At 60.5% G+C, this 12,476-nt stretch carries 9 protein-coding genes; 3 read left to right on the forward strand and 6 right to left on the reverse strand.

Going from position 1 to position 12,476, the window contains the following annotated elements:
* Positions 1-351 precede the first annotated feature (351 nt).
* The 4 genes from ACTM86_RS08480 to ACTM86_RS08495 form a co-directional block, all read right to left on the reverse strand.
* The gene (locus ACTM86_RS08480) at positions 352-1,227 is read right to left on the reverse strand and encodes a spermidine synthase (RefSeq protein ID WP_441017137.1); all 876 of its coding nucleotides are present in this window, start codon (positions 1,225-1,227) and stop codon (positions 352-354) included.
* Positions 1,228-3,135 (reverse strand): elongator complex protein 3, encoded by a 1,908-nt coding sequence (locus tag ACTM86_RS08485; RefSeq protein WP_441017140.1) that lies wholly within the window; start codon positions 3,133-3,135, stop codon positions 1,228-1,230.
* A gap of 102 nt (positions 3,136-3,237) precedes the next feature.
* Positions 3,238-4,134 (reverse strand): DUF4097 family beta strand repeat-containing protein, encoded by an 897-nt coding sequence (locus tag ACTM86_RS08490; protein WP_441017143.1) that lies wholly within the window; start codon positions 4,132-4,134, stop codon positions 3,238-3,240.
* Positions 4,134-4,850, reverse strand: a complete 717-nt coding sequence (locus tag ACTM86_RS08495; RefSeq protein WP_441017146.1) for a helix-turn-helix domain-containing protein — start codon at positions 4,848-4,850, stop codon at positions 4,134-4,136. The genes ACTM86_RS08490 and ACTM86_RS08495 overlap by 1 nt, the downstream gene beginning before the upstream one ends.
* 267 nt (positions 4,851-5,117) lie before the next feature.
* Here ACTM86_RS08495 and ACTM86_RS08500 point away from each other — a divergent pair, with 267 nt between their 5' ends.
* From ACTM86_RS08500 to ACTM86_RS08510, 3 genes are all read left to right on the forward strand, one after another.
* Complete coding sequence (locus ACTM86_RS08500; protein WP_427794939.1) at positions 5,118-5,990, forward strand: class I SAM-dependent methyltransferase; 873 nt, start codon at positions 5,118-5,120, stop codon at positions 5,988-5,990.
* A gap of 119 nt (positions 5,991-6,109) precedes the next feature.
* Positions 6,110-6,991 (forward strand): tRNA (guanine(46)-N(7))-methyltransferase TrmB, encoded by an 882-nt coding sequence (trmB, locus tag ACTM86_RS08505; RefSeq protein ID WP_154517108.1) that lies wholly within the window; start codon positions 6,110-6,112, stop codon positions 6,989-6,991.
* Positions 6,992-7,258: 267 nt separating this feature from the next.
* The gene (locus ACTM86_RS08510) at positions 7,259-9,940 is read left to right on the forward strand and encodes a DEAD/DEAH box helicase (protein WP_441017149.1); all 2,682 of its coding nucleotides are present in this window, start codon (positions 7,259-7,261) and stop codon (positions 9,938-9,940) included.
* Between the two features lie 79 nt (positions 9,941-10,019).
* Here ACTM86_RS08510 and ACTM86_RS08515 read toward each other — a convergent pair whose 3' ends face one another.
* Both ACTM86_RS08515 and ACTM86_RS08520 read right to left on the reverse strand, forming a co-directional pair.
* The gene (locus ACTM86_RS08515) at positions 10,020-11,777 is read right to left on the reverse strand and encodes a DUF2130 domain-containing protein (RefSeq protein WP_441017152.1); all 1,758 of its coding nucleotides are present in this window, start codon (positions 11,775-11,777) and stop codon (positions 10,020-10,022) included.
* Positions 11,778-11,927: 150 nt separating this feature from the next.
* On the reverse strand, positions 11,928-12,473 hold the full coding sequence (locus ACTM86_RS08520) for a metallophosphoesterase (protein ID WP_441036940.1): 546 nt from the start codon (positions 12,471-12,473) through the stop codon (positions 11,928-11,930).
* Between the last annotated feature and the right edge of the window lie 3 nt (positions 12,474-12,476).

Genomic DNA, 12,476 nt, shown 5'->3' on the forward strand with positions numbered 1-12,476 from the left:
CGCGTTGAGCGTCTCCTCTACGGTCTTCCTCACCAGATTCTTTATGTCGTTGCGCAGCGACTCCTCGTCGACTGATACGATGTTCGCAGACACGGCCCGTGCCCCCTTCGTTGGTGATTTGTTGTTTAGTCGCTAGAAATCATATGACGGGGCGCGGGCCGTGTTCCGCTATGCGGTTGTCAATTTGCGAAAGAAATTATGCGTCACCTAAAGCGAAAGGTTTGGCCGATTAGTGGCAGGGATAGCTAAAAAAGCCCCGTCCCAAATTGACTGCTCCCGATGTGGAGCGAGCCGGCATCCGAAAGCAGCTAAAAAGCCCCGTCCCAGAAAGACTGGTCGCAGAAAGACGCGCTAGTCGTGAAGGACGGCGCCGAGGAAGTCGGCGTCAAAGGGCACGGCTTCGGCAAAGGCATAGTTCCCGTCGCTGGCAATGAGCAGGTAGTTTTCCTCGCCGCCGAACTCTGTATCGCCACAGGGGACCACCCAGGCGTGGGCGAATACCTCGAGTGCCGTGGCAGCGCAGTCGCGCAGGAACGTTACATCGCTCCCCTCGTTTGCGCTCACGATATTGGCAACGTAGATACCCCCGGGGTTCAGGCTGCCCCGCACTAAACGCAACGCCTCAACCGTCGCCAGCTCGCGTACGGGCTCGGCACCGCCAAAGCAATCGCTCACGACCACGTCGTAGCGACGATGGCCCACACTCGTCACACCCAGATACGAGCGAGCCTCAGCGGTTATCACCCGCAGGCGATCGCCTGCCGCGCGCTCTAGCTCGTCTAGGTAGAACCAGCGGCGCGCCAGGCGCGTAATCTCTCCGTCATACTCGATAACGTCCATGCGCAGGCCCTCGTGCGACATCAGCGCAAATTTGGGATAGGCAAACCCGCCGCCACCTAGCATAAGCATACGGCTGGTACCGTGACCATAAACGTCACGCATCGCATCCTCGGCCTCAAACACGTCGTCGAACGCTCGATAATACGCAAAGACGGGCTCCGCCCAGCGCTCGCCGACGTAACTCGCGCTTTGGTAGACACCGCCTTGCACCAATACGCGGACTTCATCGCCACCCTCATCGTGCACGCGTTTCACACGCGCCAATCCATTGCGGGTTCGCGCGACCTGCAGGCAGGCAGCGCGAACAGCGACGGCAGCCGCGCCCAGCGCCGCGGCTCCCAGAGCAACGCCGGCAACAACGCCGGCAGAAACACTCGGCTTGTTCATCTAGAGCTCCTTTTGCAGATAAAGGCCATGGTCATAAAATCCAAGATGGCGATAGTACTCGCGCGTGCCAATCGCGCTGATCACGTTGATGCGCGCATAACCCGCATCCCGGGCAATCTCGCACGCACGCTCTACGAGCAAACGCCCCAACCCGTGATGCTGCGCCGCCTGGCCCTGGTCGCCCACGCGCGCCGCCATGCCGTACACGTGCACCTCGCGAATCATCGCCTCGTCCGGCGTCGTCGGCAACTCGTCCGCATGCGCGGCAACAAACGAATGGTCGGGCAGCGACAGGCGCAAAAAGCCCGCAATCTTGCCCTGCGGCGTCACCCACTGCAAAAAGCGCTCGTGCGTCACCGGCGTCTCGTACGCTACATCCTCGTCAAGGGTCAGCTCATCCAAGTCGGCACCCGCCGTGCTGATCTCGCGATAGCGAATCTCACGCACCGTCGCACCGTCACCCCGAGCAGCCAGGCGGTTCTCGACGAGCTGACGCAGGTTGGGCTTCTTGTTGCCCACCATAATGTCATCGGAGCTAAAATCGCGGATCATGCGGCTGATACGGCAGAACGGCGGCGTCACCACGATGTCATCGGCTAGCACGTCGAGTAGCTCCTCCTCGGTATAGGGGCGCCACTCGCCGCGCTCATAGCAGCCCACCAGACGCGAGCCCTCGATGAGCGCGCACGGGTAGACCTTGACCTCGTCGGGCATAAAGGCCCCCTCGGTCATAAAGCGCTCGTAGTCGCGCTTGTCCCCCTCGGGTGTGGCACCCAGCAAGTTGAGCATAAAATGCGCGTGAATCTTAAAGCCAAACAGGCGCGCAAGCGAAAACGCCCGCTCGATTTGCCCCACCGAAATGCGACGCTCGTTGATATCGAGCAGGTACTGGTCGAGGCTCTGGATGCCCATCTGGATCTTGGTGCAGCCCAGGCGGCGGATGAGCGTAAGCGCCTGCGGCGTTACGGCATCGGGGCGCGTCTCGATAACGAGTCCCACCACGCGATGCTTCGCCGTCTCGTTGATGTGCTGCTGACGCTCGAGCTCCTCCATCGTTGCCGTCTGCCACTCGGTGACCTCGCCCCACGGCGTACCGGGGCCGTACAAACGACGCACCGCACGGTTATAGCCGCCCACGGCAGCATCCACACGCTCCTGCTCGTCGGCAACGTCGGCAGCGAGCTCGGCCTCGTCTGTCGCAATGCCGGCAGCCCGATAGCGCTCGCGGCGCTCCGCTACCACCGGCGGCAGCGCATCGGCGGGTGCATCGTCGAGCAGACGCCCCGCCTCGGCACGGCTGATACCCGGACGCGCCAACATGGGGTTGGCCGCCACGCCGGCGACGGCATCGTCATTGAGCGCACGGAAGAGCTCCGACATAAACCATGTCTGATAGCCTTCCGGATAGTCGCTCCAGGTGCCGCCAAGCACAATGAGCTCAATCTTATCGGTCGCATGCCCCATCTGCGAAAGCGCGGTCAGACGAGCGCTCACCTGCAGATACGGATCGAAGCAATTTTGCTCCGCACGGGCGCACGCGGGCTCGGCATGCAAATAGCTTTTGGGCATACGCAGGTCGTTGGGGCAAAACAGGCAATCGCCCGAGCACGGCCACGGCTTGGTGATGACGGTAATGGTCGCTACGCCCGAAGCCGTGCGGCGCGGCTTCATGCGTAGCACCTGCAGCAGTTGACGTTCCAGATCGGAATCGACATTCCACGCAGCCCAACGAGCCGGATCCTCACGTTTAACCCGCTGGTAGAACGGCAGCAAACGGCGCTTGGCCAGATCGCGCTTGTCGGCACCCTCACGGCGCGCCTCGGCATGTATCAGTTTGACGAGCGCCTTGTCGTCTACGGTCTCGCCGCAACGCAGGGCTTTAAGTATGTTCAAGATAATCTGTTCCATGCCCCCATTGTAAAGGCAAAGGCGCCGGAGCCCGTCACGGCCCCGGCGCCTCCATCAAACAGCGCGTCTAAGCATCTATGCTTGCGGACCAGCCCGCAGCCATCACTCCGGATCAAACGACATGTCACCCGAACCGACCTCAAAACGATACGTGGCAGACTTATCCCCGTTGTCGAATTCAAGATTCAAAATGGTCTCGCCGTCGTAGCCAAGCGGAAGGAAATCGCTCTCGAAGTCGCCGCTGCCCACGGTAAGGCTCGCCTTAAAGCCCGTAGAATTCGGAACCGTCATCTCCACATCGCCCGAGGCCACGCTCACGTCCATCGACTTCGCGGGGGCCTGGTAGAGCTCGAACGTCGCATCGCCCGAACCGACCTCAGCGCTGAGCGCATCAGTCACGCTGCCCGAAAACTCTACATCTCCCGCACCCAGGAAAAGGTCGAAACCATCACAGATGACACCGGCAATCTGCAGATCACCCGAGCCCACGTGCGCGTTGACTCCCTTCAGATGTTCGGCAACACGGCGTGGCAGCTCAACCGTAACTGAGCGATCGATTGCCTTACCGTCATCACTTCCAAACTGAGAAACCTTGAGCGTCGAGTCCTCGACGGATGCGATGTTTTGCGTCGCGGCCTTGGAGGCATCCATACCCTCGGCAACGCGCCCCCGCTCTATAACGCGAGCCTTGTTGCCATCAACAACCTTGACGTCCACCGAAGCCGCATTGATATCGCAATCGAGGTAGCGGAACTCATCGGCATCAAAAGTCGCACTCGAAAGTTGCTGAGGCCGAGCGGAATAGTTACCACCATCCAAAAGATCGTCCTCGTCAAACATATCGTCAAAATCAGACAAATGGCCAGATAGAATACCGGTCGTACGCACCATATCGGAATGAGCCAATAGCCGCGAAATGCCAAAGACAAGCCCAATGATGAGTACAAACGCTCCGACGCCAACGCCCAAGCGTACCTTGGATTCATGCGAAAGCTTCATCATTCATCACCCTCTTTGGCAATCGGCTCAGCGGTGGTCGCGGTAGCCACGTCAGTATCAACCGCAGCGAAAACATTCCGAGCCCTAGCCGTCACCGACGCCGGACCAACCTGAATATCACCGCGCGCCCAATCGCCATCGAGCGCACGCGCCACCCAGTGATAGATGGGAATCGTAAAGAAGATCAGCGCAGCAAAGGGGCCGGCGCCAAACGGGAACATCAGCAAAAAGAACAGTAGCCAGCACACGGCCCAATACGGGAACGACTGGAACGGGCCCTTCACCGGAGTCGAGCCAACTGTGCCGCCACTCGTCGCCTGCGCCGTAGCAGCATTGGCGGCCTGCGCACTCCAGCTTGCCGCTTGTGCCGCCTTGGCCGCAGCATCACTCGCCTGCGTTGCCGCCTCGGTGGCGCGTGCCGCCGCCTCATGGGTGCGGGCGCGCTCTGCCGCCTCGGCCTCGCGCTGGCGGGCGCGGTCCTCGTTCTCAAACTCGATATCGTCCTCGATCTCATCGCTCGGATTGAGCAGCTCGTCCAGGCTCACGCCATAGAGTTTGGCGAGCGAGATCAGGTTCTCGGTATCGGGCGAGCTCTCCGCGCGCTCCCATTTACTGACCGCCTGGCGCGACAGCCCCAGCTTTCGCGCCAGCCCTTCTTGGCTAAAGCCTTTGCTGCGGCGAAGGTTGGCGAGCCGCTGCGCAGTTTCTACATTCATGGTTCCTCCTATGTGATGCCAGCCGTGCCGCCGGACCGTTTTTGTTCTTAAGGCGCCTTGCACAGTTAAAAATCTATCCGCCACCGCCAAAAGCATGCCACCTATTCTAGTGAGATTTTTGACAACCGGCGGTTGCGGGCACATATGAGCTGCGGAAATGTGTCCAAACAAAGCAATGACACGTAGCTTGGTTGTCCCCGTTGCGGCGTTAACGGTAGTATGGTCGTACTGTTAATTTCGCACCGCCAACGGAGGGAGTCCCGCGCCGTGAACCGCGATTTCGCCTCATCGCTCATCCAGCTCAACAACACGTTCTATCGCGAGCACTCCGCCTCCTTTTCCGATACGCGTCAGGCCCCGTGGCCCGGCTGGGTACGCACCATGGATATCGCGCTCGAGCAGCTCGACGTCGCCAGGATCGAGCATCCCGTCCGCGTCTTTGACCTTGCCTGCGGCAATATGCGATTCGAGAACTTTGCCGCCGGCGGCGCACTTGCCGCCAAGGGCGTCGACGGCGCAAACTCCTCGGCAGATGCCAGCTGCCCGTTTGAGTTCTATGGCGTCGACTCGTGCCAAGACCTGGCCATCGATGCACGCGGTCACGCCCTGCGCATTCCCAACCTGCACTTCCAGGAACTCGACGTGCTCGACGCCCTCATGAAGCTCAACCCCGCCGAGACACCCGACGCGCTTTTCGACGCCCCGCTCGCCGATATCTCGGTCTGTTTTGGCTTTATGCACCACGTGCCGTCGTGCGAATACCGCGTGCGCGTGCTCGACGCCCTGGTGCGCCAGACGCGCCCGGGCGGCATCATCGCCATTAGCTTTTGGGAGTTCATGAACGACGAGCGCATGGCGCGCAAGGCCGTTCGCGCCGAGGCCCGCGCCGAGCTCACCCCGCCGTTTGAGGGTTACGATTCAGCGCAGTTTGAAGCCGGCGACCACCTCATTGGCTGGCAAAACGACCGCCACGCCTACCGCTATTGCCATCACTTTGACGATCAGCAGATCACCGACCTGGTGCGCGGCGTGCGCACGTTCTACAAGAGCGGCGAGGTCCCCGTACGCGAGCTTGAGCGCTTCCATGCCGACGGTCGCAGTGGCGAGCTCAACCGCTACGTGATTCTCAAGCGCCTGTAGGCACCGACGACTCGCCGACGATCCGCACCGCATCTTTCGGGCAAGCTATGCCTACCCTTTTTTCAACCCATTGATGGAACGCGCAGCTATGCGTTCCATACTTATGACCAAGGAGCCTCATGGGAGCCGTCCACGTTCGCACGCCTAAGAACTTTGTGCTCGAAGAGCGCCTGGAGCGCTACGCCGATGCGATTGAGACGAACCCTGAAATCTATGCCGGAGATTGGCGCGAGGCCTGTGCGCCCGCAGGCAGCAAGTCTTTCGAACACCTTCACCTGGATCTTGGCTGCGGCAAGGGAACGTACCTTGTAGAGCGCGCGGCCCACGAGCCAAACACGCTCTTTATCGGCATGGACCAGGAGCCCATCTGCATCGCCTATGCCGCACAGAAAATCTGCGAGCAGGAACTGACCAACGCACTCGTCCTGCCCCGAGGCGCCGCATCGTTGCCGCAGCTGTTTGCCACAGGCGAGCTCGATGCCATCACCATCAACTTTCCCACGCCGCAGCCTAAGGCCAAGTACGCCAAAAAACGACTCGTCCATGTCGACCATCTGATGCTCTACCGCCCGCTTTTTTCAGCCGGCGCCACCGTCACGCTGCGCACCGACAGCAAGCCATTGCGCGACTACGCCCTGGGGCAGTTTGCCGCGGCCGGCTACGACACACTATGGGTAAGTGACGACGTTCGCCGCGACCATCCCGAGCATCCCGAGACCGAATACGAGCGCCGCACGCGCGAGATGGGTGCCGCCGTCTATGGCATTTGCGCCACTCCCGACGCGCTGCCCAGCGATGAACAGCTCACGGCGGGGCGCGCGCAGGAGCAAAGCCTTGCGTGCTACCTGCCCGACAATCTCGATGAGCTCACCTACGTGCCCCTCGGCATGGAAGAGGCCGTCGAGAACTTTAAAAACCGCGCCCGCAAGGGCAAGAAGCGCTTACCGCAGGAGTCCCAGGGGCCTCTGATGGTCGCGGCTTCGGCAAACAAGCGCAAATAGGCGCCAACAAACGACCCTCAAATCTATGTGAGTAGACTTTTTTGCAATAGCCAAGCACAACCCGCGTAACCAATAGCAAAACCGCAGGTAGAGCCTTTGCGCAAAGGCCATGTGCTCGCGATATTGCAAAAAGTCTACTCACTTAGCTGGCAACTGCACCAAACAGCTGGGCAGAACGCCCATTTCCTGCATTTTCTTGCCTGCGAACGCATCGATGCGACGCTACGCCATAATAGTTGGCGGACAATCGCGAGAGAAAGCAAACACATGGCACAGACCACGACAGATACCGCCGCCAGCACCGTCTCCGGTGCCGGCGCCGCCAGCTCGTTCTCGGGCGGCACGGGAACCGAAGCCGAGTTTGGCTCGCTCGGCGCGCTCTCTCCCACCTGGTGGGAGCCCGAGGACGGCAGCGAGCCCGAACCATGGCTCACGCCCGATCAGGCCTTCGAACGCTTCTTTGAATGGACGAGCGACCGTGGCATTGAGCTGTGGGATCACCAAGAAGAGGCCCTCATGGACCTGGCCGCCGGCGATCACGTCATTTTAGGCACACCGACCGGATCGGGTAAATCGCTCGTCGCGCTGGGCATGCTCTTTATGGGCATGGCTCAGGGCAAGCGCTGCTATTACACGGCCCCCATCAAAGCCCTGGTCAGCGAAAAGTTCTTCGACCTGGTACAGGTACTCGGCCGCGATAACGTCGGCATGATCACCGGCGATACGCATATCAATACCAAGGCGCCCGTCATCTGCTGCACGGCCGAAATCCTTGCCAACGATGCGCTGCGCGAGGGCGAAGATGCCGATGTTGGCTGCGTCGCCATGGACGAGTTCCACTACTTTGCCGACCCCGATCGCGGTTGGGCCTGGCAGGTGCCGCTGCTCACCCTGCCTCACACGCAATTCATGCTCATGAGCGCCACGCTCGGCGATGTCACCGCCATCGCCGCCTCGCTCGAGGAGCACACCGGCGCTGCTTGCGACTTGGTTGTCGATGCCCCGCGTCCTGTTCCGCTGAGCTACGACTATGTGACGACCTCCCTCGAGGGCACCGTCGAGCTCGCGATGCGCCGTGGCGAGGCCCCGCTCTATATCGTGCACTTTAGCCAGGATGCCGCCCTTGCGACGGCACAGTCGCTCGCCAATTTTGGCATCGCCAGCAAGGAGCAGCGCGAAGCCATCAAAGAAGCGGCAAAGGGAACGAGCTTCTCCACGGCCTTTGGCAAGATTCTCAAGCGCCTGCTTGGATGCGGCGTCGGCGTGCACCATGCTGGCATGTTGCCGCGCTATCGCCTGCTGGTCGAGCGCTTGGCGCAGCAGGGCCTACTGCCCGTCATTTGCGGCACCGACACACTCGGCGTCGGCATCAACGTACCCATCCATACCGTGGTGCTCACCGCGCTCACCAAGTTCGATGGTTACAAAATGCGTCGTCTGCGCGCCCGCGAGTTCCATCAAATTGCCGGTCGCGCCGGTCGCTCGGGCTTCGATACCGAGGGCATGGTAATCGCCGAGGCACCCGAGCACGAGATCGAGAATGCCAAGCTTATGGCCAAGGCGGGCGACGACCCCAAAAAACTCCGTAAGATTAAAAAGAAAAAGGCCCCCGAGGGCTTTGTCTCATGGAACAAGCAAACTTTTGAGCGCCTGATCGAGACGCCACCCGAAACACTCAAGCCACGCCTGCGCATCACGCACTCTATGGTGATTAGCGTGGTCGAGCAGGGCGGCAATGCCCGAGCCCGCGTACATGACCTCATCGAGACAAGCCTGCAGACCCCCGAAGAAAAGGCCAAGCTTGAGGTTCGCGCCGACGAGATCTTCGCCACGCTCATCGACTCCGGCGTCGTCGTGCGCACCGAGGTGCCGCCCGCACCCGACGCTCCGGCTGACGCCGCGCCGGATATCGACTACGCGCTGACGGTCGACCTGCCCGAGGACTTTGCGCTCGACCAGCCGCTCTCGCCGTTTTTGCTTGCCGCGCTGGAGCTGCTCGACCCCGAAAGTGAGACCTATACCATGGACCTCATCTCGATGGTCGAGGCCACGCTCGAGGACCCCAAGCAGGTATTGCGTGCACAGGAGCGCGCCGCACGCGATCGCGCTATGGCCGAGATGAAGGCCGACGGCATCGAGTATGAGGAACGCTTGGAGCGCATTCAAGACGTCACGTACGAAAAGCCGCTCGAGGATTTGCTCGACGCCGCTTTTGACAAGTACTGCCAGGAAGTGCCCTGGGCAAACGACTACCAGCTCTCTCCCAAGAGTGTCCTGCGCGATATGCTGGAAAGCGCGAGCGATTTTAAGGGTTACATTCAAAAGCTCGGCATCGCCCGCTCCGAGGGCATTTTGCTTCGCTACCTGGCAGAGGCCTACCGTTCGCTCGACCGCACCGTACCCATCGAGAAGCGCGACGAGCGCCTGCGCGACATTATCTCGTGGTTGGGCTTTGTGGTGCGCTCGGTGGACTCGAGCCTGGTGGACGAGTGGGAGAACGCCGGCAACCCGGCAGCCCTCGATGCCGCGCCGCCACAGGGCATCGACGAGGTCGTGGCGGACCGCCGCGGCTGCACGCTGCTGGTGCGCAATGCGCTCTTCCGCCGCGTGACCCTTGCCGCCCGTGAGCACGTTCGCGACCTGGGCGAGCTCGACGACGACTGGGGCATGAGCGAGATCCGCTGGCAAAAGGCCCTCGATGCCTACCATGAGCAGCACGAGGAAATCCTCACCGACGGAGATGCCCGCAGCGCCGCGATGTTTTCCATCGATGAGTCCGACGAGAAGACCACGCACGTATGGCACGTGCACCAGATCTTTGCCGACGAGGACGGCGACCACGACTTTGGCATCATGGGCGATGTCGATCTGGACGCCACGCAAGACGGCGGTGAAGTCATCTTCAAAAACTACCGCGTCGGCTTTATCGAAGACCTGCTCGAGGACTAGTCGAACATACTGGAACGAAACGAAGCGGGGCCGTTGGCAATATCGCCAGCGGCCCCGTTTTTGCACTATACGCTATGCCTTACTCGGTATCCTCGACCTCATACGAATCCGCCTCGGCTGGCTCATCGTTTGTCTCTGGCGCAGCCCCGCGCGCCTCGTCAAACGCCGCCTTCATGGTCTTGTTGCCCCACGTGAGCTTGCGAATGGTAAGATCGTCGGCCTTCTTGTTGGCTAGGCGCAGATTGTTCTCGGAGGACAGCAATGCCTCCTTGGTTTTCTGCAGATGGCTAATCGTCTTGTCGATCTCATCGATTGCCGTTTGGAACTTGCGGCTCGCGATCTCGTAGTTGCGACCGAAATCATTCTTGAACTTCTCCATCTTGGCTTCGAAGTTCGTGACGTCGATATTCTGCTGTTTGTACTCCGCTAGCTCCTGCTTATAGCGCAGTGAGCCCATGGCGGCGTTGCGAAGGAGCGTGATCATGGGAATGAAAAACTGCGGGCGAATCACGTACATCTTCTCGTAGCGATAGCTCACGTCGACTATCCCTACGTTATAGAGCTCGCTCTCGGGCTCGAGCAGCGTGCAGAGCACCGCGTACTCACAGCCTTTCTGGCGACGATCGTGATCGAGTTTCTTAAAGAAGTCCTCGTTTTTATGCTTGGTCGCGGTCTCGTCGTTTTCGTTTTTCATCTCGAACATAATCGAAATGACCTCGTTGCCGCTCGCGTCGCACTCGCGGAAGATAAAGTCGCCCTTGGTACCCTCGGACGCATCGTTATCCTTCTCGAAGTACGCGTTGGGAAATGCCGTCATGCGCAGACGGTTAAACTCGGTTTCGCAATGCTGCTCGAGCGACTCGCCCACCATCTTGGTGGACAGACGGACCTTCATGTCCTTAAGGCGCTCGATCTCTTCATCCTTGTAGCGAATCAGGTCATCGCTCGCGCGCTTGGCCTGCGCAAGCTCGAGCTCGTGCGCCGCCTTGGCCTGTTCCTCGCGAGAATCGCGCACCGCCAGTTCGCTCGTCAGTTTGGCACGCGCCTCATCGCGCTCTCGCTCCGCCGCGGCGACCGCCTTCGACAGCTCCATTTTTGCAGAAAGTTCTTGCTCACGAAGCTGTGCACGAAGGCCCTCGGCCTCGCGCTCAGACTGAGCCTTTGCGGCGGAAAACTTCTCTTGTACCTTCGCGCGATAGTCAGCAAGCGCGCGCTCGGCCTCGCTGCGAGCGACATCGAGCTCACGCTGTGACTCTGCCGCGGCAGCGGCAAGCGCCATCTCCTGGGCCTTGTCCGCCGCGGCAAGCCTGGCCTGCAGCTCGGCAATCTGAGCATCACGTGCAGCTAAATCGTTTTGAGCGGCATTGCGCGCCGCCGACTCGACGAGCTTGGCTTCGTCATCTTTGCGCTCCAGCTGCGCACGCAAATTGTCGATCTCGCGCTGGAGTTCGGCATTCTCCTTTTGAGCGTTGGCTCGTGCCTCTACCGCCGCGCGCTGGCTTGCACTCTCGCGCTCTGCGGCAGCGCCCTCGAGCTTGGCACGCAGCTCGGCGAGCTCAGCATCGCGCTTGGCAACCTCTTGTGCCAGCTGTTGAGCTGCAGCGTTCTTCTGCTCGGTAAGCTGAGCGTTGCGCTGGGACTCTGCCTTTTGCAAGGCAGCCATCGAACGCGAGCGCTCAAGCTCCAGCGCTTGCTCGCCCTCGCGCTGGACCGCCTTCACACGCTCATCCAGGTCGCGCGAAAACTCGGCATTGCGCACTTGCTTGACGATATCCGCATAGCCGGATGCATCGACCTTAAATACTTCGCCACAATGCGGGCACTTGATCTCGTTCATAGCAGCTCCTCGCTGGACGCAAATTTCAACCGCCTACACTCTACCGCGCCGCACGGACAAAAAAGGTGCCCCCACCATAATGGCAACGGCGCCAGAACCGCCACAAAGGTGCCCGTCCCCTTTGTGGCGTTTTGTGTGACGGTTCGAGAATTACAGTCCAAAGAAGCTTAGGATTTGGTCACGGCTTACGGGCTTGCACTCGTTGGCATCGAGGCCGACATCGTAGCGAAAGATAGGACGTTCGCGATCGCGGTTGCGCGTATTGGTGCGGTCTCCCCTGCTGTGGATATGCCCGTGCAGCATGATGGCGCCACGTGCCTTGCCATTCCAGCTGAGCATGGGGTAGTGGCTCATAACCAGACGATGACCCTTGGCATAGCCGGGGGCAATCTCCAGGTAATCGCGCACGTCTTCCCAAATCTGCGGCACGTCGGGATCTTCCCAGTCGCCGTCATGGTTACCACGGATGAGCGTCACGTTCTGGCATTCGATGCGCTCGCGCAGGCGCACGGCATCCGCTAGGGGCAGACGATAGGTAAAGTCGCCCAGAATATAGAGGCGGTCGTCCGCAGCCACGCACTCATTGATGGCATCGATGACCTTGCGGTTCATCTCCTCAACCGAGCCAAACGGTCGGTCCATGTCGTGCAAGATATTCGTGTCGCCCAGGTGCAGGTCGGCGGTAAACCACATCATCGT

The organism is Collinsella sp. HCP3S3_E11, assembly GCF_052067375.1.
In the GTDB taxonomy this organism is placed as follows: Bacteria; Actinomycetota; Coriobacteriia; order Coriobacteriales; family Coriobacteriaceae; genus Collinsella.